At 63.9% G+C, this 23,538-nt stretch carries 14 protein-coding genes and 1 pseudogene; 6 read left to right on the forward strand and 9 right to left on the reverse strand.

The window, feature by feature from the left end; all coding sequences use genetic code 11:
* The first annotated feature begins 132 nt into the window (after positions 1-132).
* Positions 133-1,656 (forward strand): NarK/NasA family nitrate transporter, encoded by a 1,524-nt coding sequence (locus MMSP_RS12020; RefSeq protein WP_020786810.1) that lies wholly within the window; start codon positions 133-135, stop codon positions 1,654-1,656.
* A gap of 376 nt (positions 1,657-2,032) precedes the next feature.
* Here the strand turns inward: MMSP_RS12020 and MMSP_RS12025 are convergent, their stop codons facing one another.
* The 5 genes and pseudogenes from MMSP_RS12025 to MMSP_RS28385 form a co-directional block, all read right to left on the reverse strand.
* A complete protein-coding gene (locus MMSP_RS12025; RefSeq protein ID WP_232022587.1) occupies positions 2,033-2,716 on the reverse strand; it encodes a class I SAM-dependent methyltransferase in 684 nt (227 codons plus the stop codon).
* Between the two features lie 75 nt (positions 2,717-2,791).
* Positions 2,792-4,117, reverse strand: coding sequence for a cation:proton antiporter (locus tag MMSP_RS12030; protein WP_036426451.1), 1,326 nt, complete (start codon positions 4,115-4,117; stop codon positions 2,792-2,794).
* Between the two features lie 74 nt (positions 4,118-4,191).
* Positions 4,192-4,749 carry a flavin reductase family protein gene (locus MMSP_RS12035; protein ID WP_015356444.1) on the reverse strand — a complete coding sequence of 186 codons (558 nt, stop codon included), beginning with the start codon at positions 4,747-4,749 and terminating at the stop codon, positions 4,192-4,194.
* 19 nt (positions 4,750-4,768) lie between these two features.
* Positions 4,769-8,632: pseudogene (locus tag MMSP_RS25310) on the reverse strand (amino acid adenylation domain-containing protein); the annotation flags it as partial.
* Positions 8,557-10,569: an acyl-CoA dehydrogenase family protein gene (locus MMSP_RS28385; protein ID WP_232022585.1), complete on the reverse strand. Its 2,013-nt coding sequence runs from the start codon at positions 10,567-10,569 to the stop codon at positions 8,557-8,559. The pseudogene MMSP_RS25310 and the gene MMSP_RS28385, both read right to left, overlap by 76 nt.
* 646 nt (positions 10,570-11,215) lie before the next feature.
* Here MMSP_RS28385 and MMSP_RS12055 point away from each other — a divergent pair.
* On the forward strand, positions 11,216-12,886 hold the full coding sequence (locus MMSP_RS12055; RefSeq protein WP_036426454.1) for a tryptophan halogenase family protein: 1,671 nt from the start codon (positions 11,216-11,218) through the stop codon (positions 12,884-12,886).
* A 49-nt stretch (positions 12,887-12,935) separates the two neighbouring features.
* On the opposite strand, the gene MMSP_RS12060 is transcribed toward MMSP_RS12055, so the two are convergent.
* Entirely contained in the window at positions 12,936-14,879 is a 1,944-nt protein-coding gene (locus tag MMSP_RS12060) for an acyl-CoA dehydrogenase (RefSeq protein WP_020786817.1), read from the reverse strand.
* A gap of 125 nt (positions 14,880-15,004) precedes the next feature.
* On the opposite strand from MMSP_RS12060, the gene MMSP_RS12065 reads away from it, so the two are divergent.
* Together MMSP_RS12065 and MMSP_RS12070 are read left to right on the forward strand one after the other, a co-directional pair.
* On the forward strand, positions 15,005-15,739 hold the full coding sequence (locus tag MMSP_RS12065) for a VIT1/CCC1 transporter family protein (RefSeq protein WP_012395253.1): 735 nt from the start codon (positions 15,005-15,007) through the stop codon (positions 15,737-15,739).
* Positions 15,736-16,896 carry an esterase-like activity of phytase family protein gene (locus MMSP_RS12070; protein WP_020786818.1) on the forward strand — a complete coding sequence of 387 codons (1,161 nt, stop codon included), beginning with the start codon at positions 15,736-15,738 and terminating at the stop codon, positions 16,894-16,896. The genes MMSP_RS12065 and MMSP_RS12070 overlap by 4 nt, the downstream gene beginning before the upstream one ends.
* Here the strand turns inward: MMSP_RS12070 and MMSP_RS12075 are convergent.
* Together MMSP_RS12075 and MMSP_RS12080 are read right to left on the reverse strand one after the other, a co-directional pair.
* Positions 16,869-19,391, reverse strand: coding sequence for an ATP-binding cassette domain-containing protein (locus MMSP_RS12075; protein ID WP_020786819.1), 2,523 nt, complete (start codon positions 19,389-19,391; stop codon positions 16,869-16,871). The genes MMSP_RS12070 and MMSP_RS12075 overlap by 28 nt on opposite strands.
* 151 nt (positions 19,392-19,542) lie before the next feature.
* Complete coding sequence (locus MMSP_RS12080; RefSeq protein ID WP_020786820.1) at positions 19,543-20,019, reverse strand: MarR family winged helix-turn-helix transcriptional regulator; 477 nt, start codon at positions 20,017-20,019, stop codon at positions 19,543-19,545.
* A gap of 118 nt (positions 20,020-20,137) precedes the next feature.
* On the opposite strand from MMSP_RS12080, the gene MMSP_RS12085 reads away from it, so the two are divergent.
* Both MMSP_RS12085 and MMSP_RS12090 read left to right on the forward strand, forming a co-directional pair.
* Positions 20,138-22,210: a DUF2232 domain-containing protein gene (locus MMSP_RS12085; RefSeq protein WP_084472556.1), complete on the forward strand. Its 2,073-nt coding sequence runs from the start codon at positions 20,138-20,140 to the stop codon at positions 22,208-22,210.
* Positions 22,207-23,067 carry an energy-coupling factor transporter transmembrane protein EcfT gene (locus MMSP_RS12090; RefSeq protein ID WP_012395249.1) on the forward strand — a complete coding sequence of 287 codons (861 nt, stop codon included), beginning with the start codon at positions 22,207-22,209 and terminating at the stop codon, positions 23,065-23,067. Before MMSP_RS12085 ends, MMSP_RS12090 begins: the two co-directional genes overlap by 4 nt.
* On the opposite strand, the gene MMSP_RS12095 is transcribed toward MMSP_RS12090, so the two are convergent.
* Positions 23,064-23,516 (reverse strand): Lrp/AsnC family transcriptional regulator, encoded by a 453-nt coding sequence (locus tag MMSP_RS12095; protein ID WP_012395248.1) that lies wholly within the window; start codon positions 23,514-23,516, stop codon positions 23,064-23,066. The two genes, MMSP_RS12090 and MMSP_RS12095, sit on opposite strands and share 4 nt — an antisense overlap.
* Positions 23,517-23,538 lie beyond the last annotated feature (22 nt).

Here is a 23,538-nt window from a genome sequence, read left to right on the forward strand (position 1 = left end):
TTTGCCCTCTCTACAGCAGTTTTACAGCAGTTCCCCAGCAGTTTCAGGCTGCCTACGAGGTGCCTGGCGGCCCGAGTTTTGGCACGCTGGGAAATCGTTGTCGCTTCTCAGGAGGCGGGTCTAAGGAGGGTGATGGAACAGCAGATGCTGCTGCAACGCGAAGAGTCGCAGAGCAGTCCCGGCCGCTCGAATGCTGTAACCAGGCGCTGGGGTGGCTCCCGTCACATCTCCCATTGGGACGCTGAGGATCTGGTGGCCTGGGAGGCCGGCAACAAGCGCATCGCACGGCGCAACCTGCTCTGGTCGGTGGTGACCGTGCACCTGGGCTACTCGGTGTGGACGCTGTGGCCGGTGCTGGTGTTGTTCATGCCCGAGAATGTCTATGGCTTTTCTGCCGGCGACAAGTTTCTGCTCGACATGGTCGCGACACTGGTTGGGGCTGGCCTGCGGATCCCCTATTCGGTTGCCACCACGGTTTTCGGCGGCCGAAACTGGGCCACCTTCTCGGCGGCCGTGCTGTTGCTTCCGGTCGTTGGCACCATGGTGCTCTTGCTGCACCCGGGCCTGCCGCTCTGGCCGTATCTGGTGTGCGCGGCGCTAAGCGGGCTGGGCGGTGGCAACTTCGCGGCCTCGATGAGCAACGCCAACGCCTTCTACCCCCACCGACTCAAAGGATCAGCGCTCGGAATTGCCGGCGGCATAGGAAATCTCGGCGTTCCGGCGATCCAGTTGATGGGTCTGCTGATTATCGCGGTTGCCGGCGAAGGCAAGCCGTACCTGATCTGCGCGCTGTATTGGGTGTTCCTTGCGATCGCCGCAATCGGAGTGGCGCTGTCCATGAACAACGTTGCGCAGCACCGGGTTAAGGCCCGCCATATGCGCCCGATCGTCACCACGGTCCTGGCCAACCGCGACACTTACCTGCTGTCGCTGCTCTACCTCGGCACCTTCGGCTCGTTCATCGGGTTCTCGTTCGCCTTCGGGCAGGTCTTGCAGACCAACTTCATGGCGATTGGCGAACACGCTGCCCAGGCCACCCTGCACGCGGCCGAACTGGCGTTCCTCGGTCCGCTGCTTGCCGCGGTGGCCCGCATCTACGGTGGCAGACTGGCCGACCGGCTGGGCGGGAGCCGGATCACCCTTGTGGTATTCGTTGCGATGACAGTCGTTGCCGGGCTGTTGATCAGCGCAAGCAGCCTGGAAGGTCGGCACAGTGGCCCGATGCGCGGAGCCACCATGACCGGCTACTTCGTCTGCTTCATCGCTCTGTTCGTCTTGGCCGGCTTGGGCAACGGGTCCGTGTACAAGATGATTCCGACGATCTTCGCGGCATGTGGGCGCTCGTTGGATCATGGCCCGAGTGCCGGAGGGCTCGATCACCGCGACCGGCCGCGCGTCATCTCCGGGGTGGTGATCGGGTTCGTCTCGGCGCTTGGCGCTCTCGGCGGGGTCGGGATCAACCTTGCATTGCGCGAGTCCTTCGTCGCTACGGGCACGACGACCGATGCGTTCTGGCTCTTCATGGTGTTCTACGCCGGCGCGGCCGCGTTGACGTGGAAGGTCTACGTGCGCCGCCCGGTGGTTGGCATTCAGGCTCTGCCGCCGGCTATCGCACCGCAGCCGGCACCCGCGGCGGCGGAGCTGCTTGGCTCCTAGGGCTCGCACCGACGCGCGGATGCGGCTGACCGTCAACCGGAGTGCTGGCGGGCGGCACGGGGCATCGATCGTGGGCGCCCGGTTGACCGCCTCGGCACGTTCGCTGGCCAGGTCGCGCTGCGCAACGCCCATTGCGGCTCGATCGGCCCGCGCGTTATGGGGTTTCGAGTGCAAGAGCGGCGATCGCCCCGGCCAGCTGGCGTCGGAACCCGGCAGGCCGAAGAAACCCTGACGCCCAAACAAGGGCCTGCCTACTGGTGCCGGTCGCCAAGCTGGCCGGGTCCGACCTAGCGGGTGAGGATCAGCAACTTTCCTTGTGGATTATTGAAGTGGTTCTCGAAGAAGTCGGCACCAAATTCATCTAGCCCGGCTTTCGCTACGAATGGAGACCGCCACTCAATATCGGTGAACCCGACCACCGATGCGATATCCTCGATGCAGGATTTATGCCACCGGTACACTTCGAACACCAGGCCCTCGACTCGGGCTGGATGAAAATGAACCAACCCGCCGTTTTTTCCTCGGCCTTGGAGACGTAGTAGCCGAACTTCTCCTCCGAGTCCTTCTTGTCATGGAGTTCGATTCGGAAATCGGGATTGAAGCTGAAGGAGACGAAACGGCCGCCTGGCTCGAGCAACCGATAAACGTTGCGCATTGCGGTTTCCAGCCTCACCGGATCCGGCATGTAGTGAAGAAGATGAATCGCTGTCACGGTATTGAAGGTCCGCGATTCCTGCAGATTCAAGATATTGTCGACCCGGTAGTCGATCCCCAGCGGCTTCTGGTTCTCCTGACTCATTGCGAGGCTGATGAGCTCAGCTGACAGGTCGGAGCCGCTGACGGGTCCCGCTTTGACAAGAGTGCGAAACTGCCTCGTGTAGAACCCGTCGCCACAGGCCAGGTCGAGCAGGCTCTTGCCGGCAGCTTCGGTGAGGGCGTCGATGATGACCGGCTTCTGGCACAAATCATGGTAGAGCGCCATGTTTATCATACCGGCGGCATATTGTGTTGCAATATTGTTGTATTTTTCCCGGGTCAATTCCTGGCGATCGGCGTGCATGGTCAGTTGCTCCTTACTCTGCTGGCGGTGCTGATATTCCGCTGGATTTCTCTAACGGAACTGTTGAGAGGTCGACTAATGGGCTTCTGGGAGGGCGTCCTGTCGGCGAATTTCATCGTCCGGATCGATCGCAATTCGTGCCGCGGCAATTCGAAGGATCGGTGCGGCCATTACGGATGTTGCGATGGCGGTGAGTAGAACAATCGTATAGAAACTGTCGTTGAATATTCCCAGGTCGTATGCGGTATCGGCGCAGGGAACGCCGGAGCCCTGGGTATCGGCGATGATGATCTGAATAACGCCTCGCGCGTTTAGTCCTGCACCGAGCGCGACGGCCTCGGCGCCACTACGCCCGCTGCTCTTGGCGCCGATGTAGGCTCCGAGGAACTTGCTAGCCACCGCGGCGGCAAGTACCACGAGCGCCGCGGCGAGCGTGGTCCTGTCCGCTAGCCCCGTGAGGTCGGCCTGCAGCCCGGCGGTGGCGAAATACAGCGGAGCGAGAACATTGTTGACAACGGGATGTAGCGAATCAAGGCCGCTGCGGCGGTCCGGCGGCAACGCTGCCAACACGATTCCTGCGGCAAACGCCCCCAGGACTGGTTCCAGTTTGAGGGCGTGAGTTGCGGCGGCCGCCAGCATTACCAGCTCGACTGCGTAGGCCAGGATGGGCCGTGGGCCAGCGGAATGTTCTGCCGCTGCTGGTTGCTGGCGACTGTTGACCAAGACTTCGACTATTTTGCGGCCGATAATCGTTGCCGCCACGACCGAAATGATCAAGAAGACGGTCAGCAGCACGGTGCCTACGGATAGATGGGCGAGTGCCATCGCGCAGACGACGGATAGCAATACCCAATCTATTACGTTGTCGATGACCGCCGTAGCCAGAATGAGTTGAGCGATATCGCGGTGCATCAAGCCAAGGTCGGAGAGCGTCTTGACAATCACCGCGATCGCGCTGACCGAGAGCGCAACGGCGAGGAACAGCGCGAAGACGAGGCGGTTGGAGCCGCCGGTCAGCACGCTCGGCATCAGAAACCCGATACCGAGGCCAAACACGACCGGGACGAGTAGACAAGCCGCGCTGATTTTGGTGATGGCAAGCCGGTTGGATTTCAGCAGATTCAAGTCAACTTGCATCCCGGTAAGGCCCATCAGCAGTAGCACTCCGAAGGTGCCGACCGCGTCAAGACCCAACCGTTCGCTGACTTGCTCGGGCAGCAGCCAACTGGATAATCCTGGTGCAATCTGACCGAGTACCGATGGTCCGAGCAGCACCCCGGCGAACAAATCACCAGCGATTGCGGGCATTCCCAGCCGAATGGCCACTCTGCCAAGAATCGTGGCGGCGAGCAGCAGCAGCCCGAACTGTAGAAAGAATTCCAAGAGTTCGTCGGCGCGCACGTGCTTCCCCCTTTTCTCGTGCTGGGCGACGCCTTCGCTTTTCTGTTGCGAAGAGCTGGCTGGTGGGATCGGGCCTACGGCTGCTGGGTCGGGAACGCGGTGAACTGCCGCCGGCAATACAGCAGCGGGTTCATGTCTGCGCGGTAGTGGAGCGGTTGGTGATCCAGAATGATGGCGTCGATCTCGCCGAATAGAACTGTGTGGGTTCCCACGTTGCGGGTGGCCGTGAGCCGACATTCAGCGATGGCGTGGGCGTCTTCGTACAGAATGGGCAGTCCGCCTGTGGTGCTCGCTCGCCAGCGAACCTTGCTGAAGCGGTCCTCTTGAACGGAGGAAAAGACGCGGGCGGCGGACTCGCCGCCGCTGTGCAACAGATTCACGGCGAAGCGTGTGCAGTCTTGAACCGCATCCAGGGTGGTACTGCGGGTGTTCACGCACAGCAGCAAGGTCGGAGGCTCCATGGTCACGCTGCACATCGAGGAGCAGGTGAATCCGCGAGGAGCGCCATCGTGGTCGTAGGTGGTGACAATGGTTACGCCGCTGGGATAGCTGCTCATGAACTCGCGGAACACGTCCGGTGTAAGGATCTCCGGGCCCTGTTCGGCCGCGGTGTCTGGTGCGTCAACAGACATCGTGGACTCGTCTTCCTGGTTAGTCGGTCAGTAGTGCGGCAAGTTGCTCCACCGTGGCGCCCTGAAGGAGTTGCACGAGTGGGGGATCACAGGCGAATGCCTTTGCGATCCGCTCGCTGAGTACCAGTGCGTGAATGGAGTCGCCACCGCTATCTCCCACGCTGTCGGTGGTGTCCACGGACCGGTCCAACACGTCTTCCCAAATTCGCCTTAGATCCTCGCGAACCCGGGAGCGCGCATCGTCGGATATGTGTGCAGCGATACGGCGAGTGCGATGGAGAAGATTCAGCGCAGCTTCCGTCCCGAACCTGGGCAACGGTGCCGACCCTCCGTTCGCGACGGCAGCAACCGCATCACGGTAGGCATCGAGGATCGCGCTGACTTGTTCGGTTTGCAGGATGCGCGGATCGAATTCGATTCCGATGCCAAGCGTGTCGTTCTCTTTCACGAACACGGTGACCAGGGGAAGGTTGGTGTGTTCGATCAGTTTTCGCCGTATGGTCACGGACCGCTCCGCGGGGGGATCCGCCGTGTCCCGGGTTTGGTCCAGGCTGACGAAATTGAACGCCGTCTGGAAGAGTTCGCCGATTCCGATGTCGCGCTGAATTGTCCGCAACGGGACTCGACGATGCGGCAGCACAGCACGTTCTGCGGCGAAGGCCTCATCAATGAGCCCGATGTAGTCGGTCGAGGTCAATCGCATCCGCAGCGGGACCGTGTTGAGGAACATGCCGAGTACGTGGGCGGAGTCGTCGGTTTCCGGCCGGCCGTTGACGACCAAGCCGCTGACCACATCGTCGGTAGCGGCGAGTCGGGCGTTGACCACCATGTGTGCGGCGAGCAGCGTGCTCTTCAGCGGTACGCGGCGATTGCGGGCCACCTCTGACAGGCGCGCCTCGATATCACGCGGAAACTCCCACCATGTGGTCTCGAGGCGGCTGGAGCCGGATCGCTCCCCGGTAAAATGCGCGGTTTCGAGCCCTTGAAGCTGTTTGCGCCAGAACACTTTCGAGGCACTGCGCTCCGCTTGACGCTCGAGTGCGACAAAGTCGCGGAAGCTGGTCCGCAGCGGCGCTCGGAACGGCGCCGCTCCATGTCTCCGAAAGGTGTCGTAGCTGCTCAGGAGGTCGCGTTGCAGTTCCGCCACGCTCCAGCCGTCCAGCAGTGCGTGGTGGAAAGTCAGCCCAAGTTCGAAGCGGTTGCCATCACGCAGATGGATTACCACCCCAAATGGGTTGCAGCTCTGCCATTCGATGGGTGAGTGGGCCTCGTTGTCCATCCACCGCGATAGTGCAGCCTCTTGATCGGATTCCGAAAGACCGGACAGATCAACGACTGTGAGTGGTGTTGCCACCGATTCGTGCACTATCTGCAGTGGCTGCGAGTATGCGGCGAGCTCGAAGGTCGTGCGCAGAATCGGGTGTCTGGCCGTGATCTCGTCCAGGGCGGCGCGGAAGGCGGTCTCGTCCCACTGCGCCCGAACCAGGTAGCTGAACACATCGTGATAGACACTGGGCCCGTCGACCCTACTGTGAAAGAGCATCCCCGCCTGCAAGGCTGCCAATGGATAGGCGTCTGTCGCGGTTGCGGGTCGGTCGCCCTCCGCCCTGAAATCCGACTCCAACAGCATTGCCGTTGACCAGGATTCAACGCCTGAAGTGTCGTTCTCGGCTGACTCGGCAGACGTCAGCCCAGCAGCGAGCTCCTCCGGCGTTTGATACTGGAACAGATCTTGCACCGATACCGCGAGGCCGAGTTCTTTGGCCTTGACCGAGACCCGCACCGCGCGCATCGAGTCGCCACCAATCTCGAAGAAGTTGTCCGATGAAGCAACGGAGTCCAGGTCCAGAGCCTGAGCGAAGAGGTGCCGGATCTGATCGAGCACGGCGCCGTCACGATCTTTCGTCGAGGTGCGTACCGCAGTGGCGGTGGTTTGCGCAGCACCGTCGCTGGCCGCCCGTGTGGAAGCCCCCTTTGGCTCCGGCAACGCCTTCTGGTCGATCTTGCCGTTCACGGTGAGCGGCAGCGACTCCACGGCGACAATGGCTGCCGGCAACATGTAGTCAGGTAGGCGCGCTGCCAGGCTCCGGCGGGTCGGCCCGATTTCCGGTTGTTCGCCGGAGTGAGTGACAACGTAGGCCACCAAACGGGATTCGCCTCCATCGGAGCGCACCATCGCATGGCAGGCCGATACTCCGTCGAGCGCGAGGAGCGCGGCTTCCACATCGCCGAGTTCGATGCGAAAACCCCGGAGCTGGACCTGGTTGTCGAGACGGCCCAGGTACTCGATATCGCCATTGGGCAAGCGTCGCCCGGCATCACCGGATCGGTAGGGGCGCTCCCCGCCGCGAAACGGGTGTGGAATGAAACGCTGGCTAGTCAACTCCGGCTGGCCCAGGTACCCATTGGCCAACCCGTGACCGCCAACGCAGATCTCTCCCCGCACTCCGTAGGGGACCAGATTGCCCGCCGGGTCGGTTAGCAGGCATTCCAGGTCCGGCAGCGGGCGGCCGATGTTGGAACCGTTGGCGCCGAGGACATCTTCGCGACGCACCCGGCGTAACGTCACATGCACCGTTGTCTCGGTGATGCCGTACATGTTGATCAGTTCGGGGCGTGCGTCGCCGTGCGCATCGATCCAGGGGAGCAGATCAGCAAAACTCAGGTTCTCCCCGCCGAAGATCACGTAGCGCAAGAACAGTCCGGCGTTGGTGTTGGCGTCCGCGTCGCGCAAAATCCGAAATGCTGAGGGCGTTTGGTTGAGGACGGTGATCCGCTCGGCGGTGAGCAACTCGCGGAATGCGACCGGGTTTCGGGTCACCAGATAAGGAACCACCACCACGCACCCGCCGTGAAGCAATGCCCCCCAGAGTTCCCAGACCGAGAAGTCGAACGCGATGGAGTGAAACATCGACCAACGGTCTTTGTTGGTGAAGGTGAATAGTTCCTCGGTCGCACTGAACAGACGCATCACGTTGTGATGGGTTACCTCGACACCCTTGGGGCGGCCAGTGGACCCCGACGTATAGATGACGTAGGCGACGTCTTCGGAGTCGACCTCGACCTGGACCCGTTGCGTGGGTTGATCGGAGATCTCCATCGAGTCCAATTCGAGGATCGTGGTGTCGTATCCGGCCACCACGTGCCGCAACGAGGATTCGGTCAGAATGGCTGAGGGAGCCGAGTCCGCAAGTACTAGCTCCGCCCGGCTTGCCGGCCAGCTGGCATCGATTGGGACATAGGCCGCACCGGTCTTGACGATGGCCAACACAGCGATCGGGATGAGATGGGTCCGCTCGAGCAAGAGCGCCACCTTGTCCCCGCGGACTACCCCGTTGGACATCAATAACCTGGCCAGCTGATTGGCCGCCGCGTCGAGCTCCGCGTAGGTCAGGCCGCTCCCGTTGGACCGAACGGCCTCTGCCTTCGGAGCCGCGTCCACCTGGGCTTCGAAGCCCAGGTGCAATGTTCGGTGCCGATGGGGGATATCGCGACGCCCGTCGACAGAACGCAACTCTTCGATTTCATGATCGGTCAGCATGGCGAAGCTTCTCAATGGGACGTCCGGCTCAGCCAACCCGCGGGTGAGAAGGGTGACCAGGTGTTGGGCCATCCGCTCGATGGTCCGGGGGGCCCACAGCGCGGTGCTGAAATCGAAGGTCAGATACAGATCCTTGTCGTCGGACTGCAGGACCAGTCCGAGCTTGAACAGGGCGCGCTTGGGATCATGTGGCACGGGAGTGGTTTGCGCCCGGTCGAACCGTGGACCGCGGGCGAGGGCGATTTCGGGCACGAAGGACACCTCAGTCAGCGACGCTGACTTTTGCAGCCGCGTGCCAAAGCGTTCCAGCAAGTCGGCGAACGGAATTTCGCCGTGGGCGGTCCACGTGGGTCCGATCGCGAAATCACCGGACCGGGCTCACCGCTGCCATCGGCGATGATCAACTCTGGCGCATTCGCTGGAAGCAGCGCGCGGGTCTGCTCGTCCGCAACGATGCAGCCGACGTCCGCGTCAGCGATCATGTCGCGCACTCGGCGAGTTGGGTGGGCAGGGTTGAGCATGAGCAATACCGCGCCGACCCGCAAAACGGCGATTGCGGCGATGGCCATCCGAGCGTCGCGGCTGAGGAAGACCCCGACGACATCGCCGTTTCGCACTCCCTGCGCGCGAAGGCGGTTGGCGAGCGCGTCCGCGTGCTCTCCGAGTTCGGCGTAGGTGATCCTGTGCCCGCTGGCGTCTCGTAGGGCGATTGCATCAGGGGTTCGCGCGATTTGGGCGTAGACCAGGTCGTGCACGGTCTCTTGCCAACCTGGAGCTTCGGGTCCGACGAGTGGCTCGCCTTGGCTGGCTTTGCCCCGTGTGGGGTGCAGCGTCGGATCGATTTCCGTTGCGTGGCAGGACAGAAACTCGTCGAGCGTACCGACCGAGTCGGCAAAGTTTGGTATTGACTGCAGAAAATCGCTACCCGTTGCCGGTCGCGCCGCGACGCTGACACGGGCCAGATGCCAAGCGTTCTCAATGAGGGCGCTGGCCGCGGATCCCCGCGGTACGACCGCATCCAGGATCGCCCACACGCCAAACCAGCCAAGGTCGCAGAAGAGGCCAGTCGAGCTTTCTGCGGTGAGCTCGCTGACCGTCTCGCGTAGCCGACTAGTTGCATCCGATGAGGGATCACGGTCGGCGATCCAGTCGTAGATGGTGTCGTCGTGCGCGGCCAACCGGCTGCCCAACTCGGTCAACAGGGCCTCAGAGGGCCCCTCGCCGATCCGCAGGAAGCGGACATCGCGCATCAGTTCGGCCACGCCGCTGGCCTCCATGTAGCCTCTCCATCCGAGCGTTTGCATCGCATCGTCGGTGGCGCGGTGGGCGAACTCCGAGGAGGCCACCTTCAGCGCTAGAGCTATTTCCTGGGGTACCTCGAATTCCGTTGTGATGGTGGAGAGTAGGGCCTCCACGGCGGCAATTTCGGCCGTGATGCGAGAGATCCGGCGCTGGAACACCGGGTCGTCGGCAAGGCGGCCGGTGCTCACCTGCCGGCGTGACGCGAAGCGGTACATCAATTGAGCGCCGCGTTTCAGCACGCCAAGGCTGATCGCACCCGCGCAGATTCGTCCAACTAGCAAACTGTCACCGATGACGTCCACCCCGCTGCCGACTTTGCCAAGAATTTGCCAGCTCTGTATGCGCACGTCTTCGTAGCGAACGCCAGAGATCGGCACGGACCATAATCCATACATGTCCTCGGGAGGCTGGATGGTGACTCCCGGACTGTCGGATGGCACCAACACGGCCGTCAACGCCACGCCACCTTCAACGATGAACGGGATCAGAGTGACGAAGAATGCGGCCAACGGTGCTCCGGTGATGGCGGACTTCGCCCCGGACATCACCCAATCGTCGCCATCTCTGACTGCTTTGCTGGTGAGGCCGCGCAGATTGGACCCCGACACATCGGGCTCAGTGATAGCGAGCGCGCATACCAAATTTCCGGAGCGCATATCGTCGATGTGACGTGACTGTAAATTTCGGCTTCCGTATCGGAGTACTGCTTGCAGAGCCGCGTGGTGCACGACCAGAAGAGCCGCTTGACCTGGTGTTATGCCGCCCATCTGTTCGGCTTCCGCGACCAGGCTCGGCAGGTCGACCCGGTCGCCGTCGGCTGTGGTGCGCGCAATGCCGAACTGTCGAGCGTCAGCGCGGCCTCTGCCCAAGGTGCAATCTGCACTTGGCGGGGTGAGCGAATCCGCGCCCGCTTGATGTTTGCCTCCAGGCTGCTTGGCGCCGTCGTCCGCTGTCTCGTCCTGGACGGTAGCCGTCATCCGCGTGCTCTCGATTCGGTTGGCGCCGGCCGGTCGGCGGCTGTGTTAGACATGAATAGACACGTTAGCAACTAGTAAACAAAAATACTATTTAATTGGTTGACTTTACCGGAGATGCGGTCCTACTGTTGGGCGGCGTCTACTGGGCCCACAGTGAAAGTTCGCCATGCCAAGAGCGGGTTATCATCGATTCGCCATCTTGTCGGCCTCTATCCCTGAAGTGCGGCCGATGGTTAATAACATAGATAAGCTACATGTACCGGCTGGGATGGCTGAGTCGGCGGTCGCACGGCTCGACCGTAGTGCCACCCACGTCCTGGACTCGGCCCGCGGCACGGCCCTTGCTTCCCCCCGGGTGTGCCTTGCCGCGGGCTGTCTCGAGTCCGGACGGCCAGCTAGCCGGCTTGGACGTCTGGCCGGGAGACGAAAAGGCCAAGATCAGTGGATGTTTCGCGGCGTCCAGCGGCGCCGCCAAAGTGTGGAAGTCGGTCCTTCCCACAGCAGCCGTATCGCTGCCGCCCCGTGATCGGGCTCGGGACTGCGTCGTTACCCGCACTGGCTGGAGCGACACGCCAGCAACGTCAGAGCACCCGGACCAGACCGCACCTATGCGATCGGCCGACCAATCGGAAAGGAATTGAAGTCTGTGGATGACAACCTGATCAAGAAGGTCGTAGTTCTCGGCGGTGGCACCGCGGGATGGATGACGGCTGCATATCTTGGGAAGGCGCTGCAGGGCAATGTAGAAATCACCGTCCTAGAGGCGCCCTCCGTTCCGCGTATCGGCGTCGGCGAGGCCACCGTCCCGAATTTGCAGCGGGTGGTGTTTGACTTCCTCGGCATCCCCGAGGACGAGTGGATGCGCGAGTGCAACGCCAGCTTCAAGACCGCGGTCAAGTTCATCAACTGGCGCACCCCGGGTGAGGGATCACCTGTTGCCCGTCACTGGCGGGGGAGGCCGGACCACTTCTACCACCCGTTCGGATTGCTGCCGTCCCCGCAGCACATTCCACTGTCGCACTTTTGGGCCCGCAATCAGCTAAAGGGTGGAACCTCCGAGCCTTTCGACTATGCGTGCTTCCGTGAGCCCGCGATCATGGACGCCATGAAGGCGCCTCGGTACCTGGAGGGGACTCAGGCCACCTACTACGCCTGGCACTTCGACGCGGCGCTGGTAGCGGACTTCTTGCGACGCTTCGCCACCAAGAACCTTGGTGTCGTGCACGTGCAGGAAAAGATGACCTTGGCTGAAAAGGACAGCAACGGGTACATCACCGCGCTTCGAACCGAGGAAGGTCGCCGACTCGATGGAGATCTGTTTGTCGACTGCTCGGGCTTTCGCGGATTGCTGATCAATGAAGCGATGAACGAGCCGTTCATCGATATGAACGACCACCTGCTGTGTGACAGTGCGGTCGCCACACCGATCCGGCATGACGATGCGGCCAACGGTATTGAGCCCTACACCTCGGCGATCGCAATGAAGTCCGGCTGGACGTGGCGCACGCCGTTGCTCGGTCGGTTCGGGTCGGGATATGTGTACTCCAGTCAATTCGCATCACAAGACGAGGCCATTCGCGACTTCTGCAACTTGTGGCAATTCGACCCGGAAGACACGCCGCTGAACAAGATTCGGTTCCGGGTGGGACGCAACCGCCGGTCGTGGGTGAAGAACGTGGTGAGCGTCGGCCTCTCCTCGTGCTTCCTGGAGCCGTTGGAGTCGACCGGAATCTTTTTGATCTACGCGGCCCTATACCAGTTGGCCAAGCACTTCCCGGACCGCCGCTTTGACCCGGTGCTCATCGATCGGTTCAACCGAAAGATCGATACCCTATTCGACGAGACCCGCGATTTCCCGCAGGCTCACTTCTACTTCTCGCCTCGCACCGATACCGAATTCTGGCGCGCCAACAAGGAACTCACGTTGACCGATTCCATCAAGGAGAAGGTTGCGATGTACAAGGCGGGCGTGCCGGTCAATCCGCCAATTGCCACGGAGTCGTCGTACTACTCGAACTTCGACGCGGAGTTCGAGAACTTCTGGACCAACGGCAGCTACTACTGCATTTTCGCCGGTCTGGGGGTGCTGCCAGGGAACGCCGGAGCCCTGGGGGTGCTGCCTGGTCACACACTGCCGGCGATCAACTACCAGTCGGAGGCTATCCACGAAGCGGATGCGCTGTTCCTCGATGTGAAGCAAAAGCAGCGGCATCTGGTTGAAACGTTGCCCTCCAACTACGAGTATCTGCTCAAGCTCCACGGCAAGGACATGGAGCCCAACGATCCGATGGAGCCAGAAGTCACGGTCGTCGCCTGAGTAGCCCGCTGGTCAACGACCAAATGGCCGGACGCTGAGCGGTCCGATCTCAGTCAGGAAGATTCTCGGGATGCAGCATCTCGGCGTAACGCAGGGGCTTCGGGATGCCGAAACCGTCCACCAGCGTCCTGGCGTGCGGGCGCAGCACCCGGCATCGATCGTTGATGCCCCGGGTGACTGCCTTGGCGCGTTCGGTCGAGAGGTACCGGTGCTCGATGTACCACGCCTTGTCTTCCTCGATTACCGACAACGCGTACAAGTCGCAGACGACCCCCAATAGCTCGCGGGCCTGCTTGTCGGTGCATGACTCGATGCCGGCGACGAAAGCCTCGAGAACCACCCGGTCGATATGGGCCTGCGCGGCATGGAGCACGTGGTCCTGGACCGCGTTGAAGGCATCAAACGCCGACATTTCGTTGGATTTGTTCTGCAGCCGCCGAGCCACCGAGGACAACAGATAGTCTTCGCGATCTTCGAACATCTTGACTTGGGTGCCGCGGTTGAACAGGCTGCCTTCTTCTTCGTTGTCCTGGCGGGCGTCGACGATGCGCTGCATGATCGCTTCGGCCGCGGTGCGCTTCATCACCCGGTCGCCGACCGCGTTGGCCGCGAAACGCACCCACTCGACCGGGCTCATACTGCGGATGTCGTCGGCGTACGCGGTGAGCAGCTCCTTGGCGACCAGTTGGGTCAGCACGTGGTTGTCGCCTTCGAACGTGGTGAACACGTCGGTGTCGGCCCGCAACGCGATCAGCCGATTCTCGGCCATGTAGCCGGCGCCGCCGCACGCTTCGCGCGCTTCCTGAATGGCACGGCTGGCGTGCCAGGTGTTGGCGGCCTTCAGGCCGGCGGCGCGAGCCTCCAGTTCGCGCTGCTCTTCGGCGTCGGGGGAGTCCGTTGTCTGCAGGTCATGACATTTCGACACCAGTTCGTTCTGTGCGAACTGCAGCGCATACGAACGCGCGATCAGCGGGAACAGCCTGCGCTGGTGCATCAGGTAGTCCATGATCAGCACTTCGGTGTCGTCGTCATCGGGTGCACTGAACTGCCTGCGCTGCAACGCATATCGGGTGGCAATGTCCAGCGCAACCCGAGCGGCCGCGGCCGCGCTGCCGCCAACGGTGACCCGGCCACGGATCAGCGTGCCGATCATGGTGAAGAACCTGCGGTTGGGATTGTCGATCGGCGAGCTGTAGGTGCCGTCGGTGGCCACGTCGCCGTACCTGTTCAGCAGGTTCACCCGGGGAATCCGAACGTGATCAAAGGTGATGCGGCCGTTGTCGACGCCCGGCAGCCCACCCTTGTAGTGGCAGTCCGAGGTCGTCACACCTGGCAGATCGTTGCCGTCCTCGTCGCGGATCGGAACCAAGAAACAGTGCACCCCGTGATTGGCTTGTTCGCCGTCGATCTGAGTGATCAGCTGCGCGAAAACCGCTGCTATGGTTGCGGTTTCGGCCGCGCCGCCGATGTAGTCCTTGCGGGCGGTAGGGGTCGGGGAGTCGATGATGAACTCCTCGGTATCGGCGTCGTAGGTCGCCGTGGTTTCCAGTGACTGGACATCGCTGCCGTGTCCGGTCTCGGTCATCGCGAAGCAGCCGCGCAGCTGCAGGTCAATGATCTTTGGGACGTACTGTTCGTGGTGGCGCTCGGTGCCCAGATTTTCGACCGCGCCGCCGAACAGTCCCCATTGGACGCCCGCCTTGACCATCAGCGACAGGTCCGACATCGCCAGCATCTCGATCATGGTGATGGCCGCACCCACATTGCCGGTGCCGCCATGTTCTTTGCGGAAGCTGTCCTCGGCCGCTCCCGCCCCGGCCATGAATTTCATCTGTTCGGCAACCTTGGCGCGCGCGATGACGGTGTTCGGTGTGTAGTGCGGCCGGAATATCTCCAGGGTCAGTTGCTGCCGCATCTCGTTTTTCACGTCGCGGAACCGGCCGTCGAGGGCGTCGCGCAGATGTTTGGCTGTGTTGGTCATGTCCGGCGCCATACCCGAACCGTAGCTCGCTAAACCGGGGTGTGTGAGACACCAGCGTCTCGGGTTTGGCCCATCGGAGGCCGTCGGGGGCCCATCCTGACCGATCAGCGGAGGCTGAGGTGGGTTTAGATATTGCGATGTCGACCCCAGAACCAACCGATTCCAATCACAACCCCGAATCGGCTCTCGACGTTGGGCACGCGCACTCCGATGTGAGCGGAGGCTGGTTGCGAGCCGCGGCTTTCGGCGCGATGGATGGTCTGGTCAGCAATACCAGCCTGATCGCCGGTGTCGCGGCGGCCGAGAGCGTTCACGCCACCATCGTCAGTGGCATCGCCGGATTGTTGGCGGGCGCGTTCTCCATGGCACTGGGGGAATTCACCTCGGTGACCACGGCCAACGAACAGATCGACTCCGAGGTGCATGTGGAACGTCGCGCGTTGCGTGCCCGTCCGCAAGCAGAACGGGCCGAGCTGGTCGCGATGTTGGTGGACATGGGGATGACCGAAAAGACCGCCCAGACCGCCACCGACGAGATCCATCGCGACGAGAACCGGGCGGTCAACTTCCATATGGTCGGAGAAATCGGTGTGCACCCGGCCGAGAAGCCATCCGCATCGGCGGCCGCGATCTCGTCTTTCGCGATGTTCGCCATCGGTGCGGTCATGCCGTTGATTCCCTACTTGCTGGGATTCGGCTCGTTGTCGGCTGGGTTGATTTTCGGTGGAGCCGGCCTGTTGATCGCCGGTGGTGTGACCGCGAGGTTCACCCGTAAAGCGATTTGGTGGAGCGCTTTTCGGCAATTGCTATTCGGCTCGGTCGCGGTCGCCGCGACCTATCTGGTTGGGCTGCTTATCGCTTCGGTGATGTGAAACCGTTTCTCGGCCGGCTGCTGGCCTGCTTGCTAGTGGGGTGCGTGTTGTGCCCCGCGGTCTTCGGTTGCGCCCCGACACATCAGCGGGGCGGGGTGCGCACCCCAGCTGCGTTGCTGAGCTATCTCGGCCAGGCGCAGATCCCGTTCGGAGCCAGCGTCGATGGCGCCGTGATCGGCGGACTCTCGGGCATCAGTTACGACGCCGACCGTCAGGTCTACTACGTGATCAGCGATGATCGTTCCGACCGGGGACCCGGCCGGTTCTTCACAATGCGGCTGGCGCTGTCGGACATCGGCGTCAGCGACATCACCGTCACCGGTGCGTATTCCTTGCTGGACCGCGACGGTAAGCCGTTCGGGCCGCTGAATCGCAGCAGCACGCCACCGGTGATTTCCCCTGATCTGGAAGGCATCGCCGTGGACACCGCCCGGCGGCGACTGTATTGGAGCTCCGAAGGTGAGCGACTCGCCGATCGGCAATCGGGGCTGTTGGACCCGTGGATCCGGATAGCGGATCTGGACGGCCGATATCTGGGACAGTTCACCTTGCCGCCGAATCTGGCGGTGTCCGCCCAACGCACCGGGCCGCGCAACAATCAGGCGCTCGAGGGTCTGGCGCTGACACCCGACGGTCGGTCGCTGTACGCCGCGATGGAAGAACCGGGTTTGCAGGACGAGCCGCCGGCCAACACCGGCCGCCAAGTGCTGACGCGTTTCACCAAATTCGACGTGGAGACGGCCGCGCCCAGCGCCCAGTACGCCTACCCCATGGAGCCGGCTGCATCGCCCGCGGTCCGCAACGGCGTCTCAGATCTGGTCGCCCTGTCGGATACGACGTTCTTGGTGGTGGAACGAACGGCGACGGTGCCTCCGGTCATCCGCATCTTCCGCGCCGAGATCGGTGCCGCGACGGACGTGCTGTCGATGCCAACGACTCACGGGACGCCGTTGACCCCGATGCGCAAGACGCTGGCCGCCGACCTGCCCGCCCTGGCCGGCACGGCGGCGGCCGCGGCATTGTCACCGCTGAACAACATCGAAGGAATCACGCTGGGACCGAAATTGGCGGACGGCCGTCAATCGGTGGTGCTGGTGAGTGACAACGACTTCTCACCCGCCAAGGTCACTCAACTCCTGCTGTGGGCGATGCCGTGATCTGCCGGGACGCCGGGAGCCCGTAGCCGGTAGCGGGCAAGTCCGGCTGCCACGACACCGAAGGTGACCAGCATGCCGATGTCGAAGGCCCACCAGCCCGCATAGTGCGCCCACACTTCATTGTGGGTGGCAAGCACGTCGACGCGGTGCAGATCAACCGTGGATGCGGTCGCCGCAAATCCCCAGTGGGCGGGGACAAACCACGCGATCTGGTCGAATCCCCAGGTTCCCACCAGCGGCACCAGGCCGCCGGCAAATAGTAAGGACGCCAGGATCACCGGTACCACCAGCGGCAAGACCTCGCGCAGCGAGCTGCCCAACGTCGAGAGCGTCAGCCCGATGATGGCGGACACGATGGTCGTGGCCGCCACGCTGGCATAGATCTCGACACCGGGGTTGGGGAGCAGCGCCGCGCCGTGCACCGGCTGGCCTTTGATGAGCAGAACGATGGCGGTGAGGATCGCGGCCTGAACGGCCGCGACCAGGCCGAACATGATGATCTTCCCGATCAGGTAGGCCGAAGCTGATAGCCCAACGGCCTGTTCACGGCGGAAAATCTGGCGCTCGCTGACCAGATCGCGAACGGTCAGGGCGGTGCCCATGAGCACCGCGGCGAAGTTGAGGGCCGCCAGGATCTCGACGGCTTCGTGGGGGTTGCCGCTGCCCGGGGGCGGTCTATCCAAGCCGGAATCGCCGGGAATCAGTAACGTCAGGGCACCCAACGCAAATGGCAGCAGCGCCAGGAAAACGAAGTACAGCCGGCTGGCGAGGAAAACCCGCACCTGGCGGCGAAGTATCAGGCGGACTTGCGCGCCGAAGGTGAGTTCGGCGGGGCGCCGTTCGGGTTCGAGCACCGACGGTGGTGTCGGTGACACCGACGCGCGTAGCCGGTTCTGAAACGATTGATGCGCGGCCTGCGGATCGGCACTGACCCGCGCGAAGATGTCCGGCCAGCTGGCGGTGCCCATCGTCGATTCGATCTGGACGGGAGGCCCGGCGAACGCCAAGGTCCCGGCCGGGGTAAGCAGCAGCACCTGGTCACACATGTTCAGGTGGGCCAGCGGCATGGATGCGACCACGACGACGCACCCGAGATCGGCCTGGCGGCGCAGCATGGCCAGCACATGCATCTCCTGCGCCGGGTTCAGCCCGGCGCTCGGTTCGTCGACCACCAGCAACGACGGTCGGGTGATGAGTTCGATTGCTATCGCCGCGCACCGTCGCTCGTCGGGTGTCAGTTTGGCCACCCGGGTGGCGCGTTGCGCGGTCAACTCGACTTCGTCGAGAACCTGGTTCACCACGCGCCGGCGATTGTCGGCCGAGGTGTCTGGTGGCAGCCGCATCCTGGCGGCATAACTCAGTGCCTGTTCGACGGTCAGCCGCGGGTGTACCCGGTTGTCCCGCGTTACCACCCCAATGCGCGACCGCATCGATTCCGGTTCGGCCGCGACGTCGTGACCATCGACGGTCAGGACACCGTCGCTGAGCGGTCGGGTGCGGGCCAGTAGCCCGGCCAGGCTGGAGTTGCGGGCTCGCGACGGGCCGACCACGGCGATCAACGAGCCTGGGCGCGTCGTGAATGAGACGTCCGAGATCAGCTCGTGCCCGTCGACGGTGAGCCCCAATTGATATGCCGCCGCGCCGATCGTGCGTGCGCCGGGCTTGAGCGGCAATCGGTTGGTCGACGGCAACTCGCCGGTGCCGGTGCTGGAACCGGAGTCGGAGTCGGAGGCGGAGGCGGAGGCGGAGTCGGTTTCGGCACGGCCGGGCAGCAGCTTGCGGGTGGCGTCGATCATCCGCTCCACCAGGCCCCGGCTCTTGGGCTGTTCCTCGCCCTCGGACGCAGCTGGTGCCGACGCCGCGGGTAACTCGGGGGTCGGCGGCGTCGGAGAGGACTGTGATGGCGGACGCGGTGGTGATGGCGGTGCTGGTGGGTGCGGTGGCATCGGGGGAGGGGCCGCGGGTGCGCCCAGGGGTGCCAACCGGATTGGCCGGGTCGCCCGCTCGAACGTCGACGGTGCCGGCGGTGGCGTGGCGATTCGTTGGGTCGCCGATGCGGTGGGAAGTTGCTGGGTGACCGACTCCGTCGGTTTGCCCGGGGGGACGGGCTGCGGCGGGGCGGGCTCGGCCCGGGCGGGACGCGGCGGCGGATGCCCCGGGCCTCGTGGCGGATCGGCAGGTAGCGATCGCGCTCCGGCGGCAGCGGTGACCTGGAAGCGCAGCGGCGTTCCATGGTGGGGATCGCCGACGGTGATCGTGAGGCCGTCACGGATGTCGACGGTCGCCAACCGCGCTCCGTCAACGAACATGCCGTTGCGGCTTTGATCGATGGCCACCCAACGATTGCCGGCGAATCGCAGTGCCAGTTCCGGGGTTGGCCGGTCAAAGGTGTCAAAGGGTGCCGGGCCATCCAGGCGGATATCGAACTTGTTCCCGTAACCCACCAATGCGTCGCGGCCCGGAGCAAAGACGTAGCGCATCGATCCGAGCCACACGGTCAGAGGGAAACCGTTCGGTATCAAGATGCCTCGGTCCGCATGCCCGCCACCTTCCGTCACCGATCGCGTCCAGCTCCCCGGCCAACCGGTCTGGAACTAAGTGTGTACCCGCTGGACGGGTCTATCCATCCAGGATGCACCGCGTCGGTCAGAGGGTGTTGCGGCCTGGCGTGGCGGCCGCATTGTCCAGCAGGCGGCGCAGCACCTCGACCGCATCCGCGAGCACCTGGCGGTCCGACGGCTCGAGCCGGGCCAGCTGCGGTTCGATAGCGGCGGCCCGGTCGGTTCGCACCGCGCTCAATGTGCGCATTCCCTCTGGCGTAATACGAATCCGGACGGCGCGGGCGTCGCCCGGGTCGACGGTTCGGGTCACCATTCCGGCGTCTTCGAGCCGACGCACCTGAGTGGTCATCGTGGGCTGCGAGCAGTGGTCGACAGCGGCCAGGTCGCCGATGCGGGCTTCGCCCTGGGCCTCGATGGTCGCGAGCAGCGGTGCCTGAGCGGAGGGCAGCGGCATCTGGATGCGCTGCGTTGCCAGCCGATTCAGCCGCGCGACGACGGCCAGCAGATCTGCTCCAAGGCCGTGCGCAACCTGGGCTTGGTTGGCTGTGGCTGATGAGGTCATGTTCCTATCGTTTCATAGCTTTGCTAAGTGCCGCTAATCGTGGGGCCCATCACATCAAACCAGCGTATGGCGGTGTGCTGCGGCGCCCCGCCGGCCCGAGGCTGGCAGAATCGATGAAATGACCGCGTCAGCCCCGCTTGCGCCGCCCCACCGAGGCGGGCCGCTCCGGCCGGGCGAATTGGCGCAGGCCTCGGTGATGGCCGCGCTATGCGCGGTGACCGCGATCATTTCTGTCGTCGTTCCGTTTGCCGCCGGACTGGCGTTGCTGGGCACCGTCCCCACCGGATTGCTGGCCTACCGCTACCGCTTGCGGGTGCTGGTTGCGGCCACGGTCGCCGCGGGGTTGATCGCTTTTCTGATCGCCGGACTGGGCGGATTCATGGGGGTGGTGCACAGCGCCTACATCGGTGGCCTGACCGGAATCGTGAAACGCAAGGGGCGCGGCACACCGACGGTGATCGTCTCGTCCCTGATCGCCGGATTGGCGTTCGGCTCGGCCATGGTTGGCATGTTGGCGGCGCTGACGCGGTTGCGGCACCTGATTTTCAAGGTGATGACCGCCAACGTGGAGGGGCTCTCCTCGTTCATGGCGCGGATGGGCATGGAGGGCGCCGCCGAGGATCTGAAGCGCCACTTCGCCGAGGGTCTGCATTATTGGCCGTGGGTGCTGCTCGGCTACTTCACCGTCGCGATCATGGTGGTCTCGCTGATCGGGTGGTGGGCGCTGTCGCGCCTGCTGGAGCGGATGCGCGGAATCCCCGATGTGCACAAGTTGGACGCACCCGTGGACGGCGAAGCGACCTCGATCGAGCCGGTCCCGGTGCGGCTGGACAAGGTGCGCTTCCGCTATCCCGGTGCCGGACAAGATGCGCTGCGTGAGGTCAGCCTCGACGTTCGCGTCGGCGAACACATCGCGATCACCGGGGCCAATGGTTCCGGGAAGACCACGCTGATGCTGATCCTGGCGGGGCGGGAGCCGACCTCGGGCACTGTGGAGCGGCCGGGCGCGGTGGGTCTGGGCAAGCTCGGCGGCACGGCGGTGGTACTGCAGCATCCGGAAAGTCAGGTGCTGGGTACCCGGGTGGCCGACGACGTGGTGTGGGGTCTGCCGCCGGGCACCAAGATCGATGTCGACCAGCAACTTGCGGAGGTGGGCCTAGAGGGGCTCGCGGAACGCGAGACCGGCAATCTGTCCGGCGGTGAACTGCAGCGACTGGCATTGGCGGCGGCGCTGGCCAGGGAGCCGGCGATGCTGATCGCCGATGAGGTCACCACCATGGTCGACCAGCAAGGCCGCGAAGCGCTGCTGCGGGTGCTGTCCGGTCTGACGAAACGGCACCGCACCGCCCTGGTGCACATCACGCACTACAACAACGAGGCCGACTCCGCCGACCGCACGGTCGACTTGAGCGAATCGCCGGATAACGCCGAGATGGTCGAGACCGCGCCGGTGCCCGCGCCGGCTGTGGCGGTGAGCGTCGGAGTGCAGCGGCCGGCGCTCGAACTCATCGGCGTCGGCCACGAGTACAACATCGGCACCCCGTGGGCCAAGACCGCGCTGCGCGATCTCAACTTTGTGGTGGAGCAGGGCGACGGCGTGCTGATCCATGGCGGTAACGGCTCTGGCAAGTCGACGCTGGCTTGGGTGATGGCCGGGCTGGCCGTCCCCACCACCGGCGCCTGCCTGCTGGATGGTCGGCCCACCCACGAGCAGGTGGGTGCGGTCGCGTTGTCGTTCCAGGCGGCGCGCCTGCAGCTGATGCGTAGCCGGGTCGATCTGGAAGTCGCTTCGGCGGCCGGCTTCTCGGCCCGCGACGAGGACCGGGTGGCCGCGGCGCTGAGCGTGGTTGGGCTCGATCCCACACTGGCCAAGCGCAGCATTGATCAGCTCAGTGGCGGGCAGATGCGCCGTGTGGTGCTGGCCGGACTTCTGGCGTGCTCGCCGCGGGCGTTGATCCTTGATGAGCCGCTGGCCGGGCTGGACGCCACCAGCCAGCGTGGATTGCTGCGCCTGCTGGAAGACCTGCGCCGGGAACAGGGTCTGACGGTGGTGGTTATTTCGCACGACTTCGCCGGCATGGACGAGCTTTGCCCGCGGACGTTGCATCTGAACAACGGTGTCATGGAACCGGTCTCGACGACCGCCGCCGGAGGACTTGGGGGCCGAACAGGGGCAGGGGGCAAGCCATGACTGTTTCGTCGCCGAGCGCCTCGGCTACCCCAGAACGTGGCTCCCGGCGCGCCGCGCGACCGGTGGTATTGCTGGTGCCGGTGCCGCGCGGGTCTGCCATCCACGACCTGTGGGCCGGCACCAAGCTGCTGGTGGTTTTCGCGATCTCGGTGCTGCTGACGTTTTATCCGGGATGGGTCACCATCGGGTTGATGGCGGCGCTGGTGCTGGTGGCGGCCTGGATCGCGCACATTCCTCGCGGTGCGGTGCCATCGATGCCGCGCTGGCTTTTTGTCGTCCTCGCGTTTGGTGGGCTGACGGCTGCGTTGGCCGGCGGTGATCCGATGGTCTCGGTGGGCGGTGTCGAGCTCGGTCTGGGCGGAGCGTTGAATTTCTTGCGGATCACCGCGCTGTCGATCGTGCTGCTCGCGTTGGGGGCGATGGTTTCCTGGACCACCAATGTCGCCGAAATCGGGCCCGCGGTCGCGACTTTGGGCCGGCCCCTGCGGCTGCTGCGGATCCCGGTTGACGAATGGGCGGTGGTTCTGGCGCTGGCGCTGCGCGCTTTTCCGATGCTCATCGACGAATTTCAGGTGCTCTACGCTGCCCGCCGGCTGAGGCCCAGACCGATGCCGGTGACGCGCAAGGCGCGCCGGCAGCGGCGCGGGATGGAAGTGATCGACCTGCTGGCGGCGGCGATCACCGTGACGTTGCGCCGGGCGGACGAGATGGGCGACGCGATCACCGCGCGCGGTGGCACCGGTCAGCTGTCGGCGAACCCCACGCGGCCGAAACTGGGGGACTGGGTGACACTGGCGATCACGGCCGCAACCAGCGGTGCCGCAGTGGTCATCGAGACGATGCTGCACGCCGCTTAGGGCTGGGGCCTCATCCGGTCGATCAGGTTCGACAGCACGACGACGCTTTCGCTGCGTTCGATGTCGGCACTCGATCTGATGCGTTCGAGCGCGGTCTCGAGGTGGCCCATGTCGCGGGCCAGTACGTGCAGGATGGCATCCGACGTGCCGGTCACGGTGGCCGCGCTGACCACCTCGTGGATATCTATCCACGCCGCCTGCAGCTGATCGGGCGCAATCCTGCCGTGGCAGAACACCTGGACATAAGCCTCGGTATGCCAGCCGAGCGCGTTGCGATCGACGATGGTGGTGAAGCCCTTGATCACGCCGTTGTCGATCATCCGGTCGACCCGGCGTTTCACCGCCGGTGCGGACAGATTCACCTTCTGTCCGATCTCGGCGAAAGTGGCCCGGGCATGGTCGGTCAGCTCGACCAGAATGCGGTCGTCGGTGTCGTCCAGGTGATCCATGTCACCCCTCTCGTCTCGGCGC

Source organism: Mycobacterium sp. 012931, from assembly GCF_000419295.1.
Lineage (GTDB): Bacteria > Actinomycetota > Actinomycetes > Mycobacteriales > Mycobacteriaceae > Mycobacterium > Mycobacterium marinum.

Excerpts from the sequence above, each read along its gene's own strand:
- MMSP_RS12020 (WP_020786810.1), top strand. The coding sequence starts at position 133 with ATGGAACAGCAGATGCTGCTGCAACGCGAAGAGTCGCAGAGCAGTCCC.
- MMSP_RS12025 (WP_232022587.1), bottom strand. The coding sequence starts at position 2,716 with ATGCACGCCGATCGCCAGGAATTGACCCGGGAAAAATACAACAATATT.
- MMSP_RS12035 (WP_015356444.1), bottom strand. The coding sequence starts at position 4,749 with ATGTCTGTTGACGCACCAGACACCGCGGCCGAACAGGGCCCGGAGATC.
- MMSP_RS28385 (WP_232022585.1), bottom strand. The coding sequence starts at position 10,569 with ATGACGGCTACCGTCCAGGACGAGACAGCGGACGACGGCGCCAAGCAG.
- MMSP_RS12060 (WP_020786817.1), bottom strand. The coding sequence starts at position 14,879 with ATGGCGCCGGACATGACCAACACAGCCAAACATCTGCGCGACGCCCTC.
- MMSP_RS12065 (WP_012395253.1), top strand. The coding sequence starts at position 15,005 with ATGTCGACCCCAGAACCAACCGATTCCAATCACAACCCCGAATCGGCT.
- MMSP_RS12080 (WP_020786820.1), bottom strand. The coding sequence starts at position 20,019 with ATGACCTCATCAGCCACAGCCAACCAAGCCCAGGTTGCGCACGGCCTT.
- MMSP_RS12085 (WP_084472556.1), top strand. The coding sequence starts at position 20,138 with ATGACCGCGTCAGCCCCGCTTGCGCCGCCCCACCGAGGCGGGCCGCTC.
- MMSP_RS12090 (WP_012395249.1), top strand. The coding sequence starts at position 22,207 with ATGACTGTTTCGTCGCCGAGCGCCTCGGCTACCCCAGAACGTGGCTCC.
- MMSP_RS12095 (WP_012395248.1), bottom strand. The coding sequence starts at position 23,516 with ATGGATCACCTGGACGACACCGACGACCGCATTCTGGTCGAGCTGACC.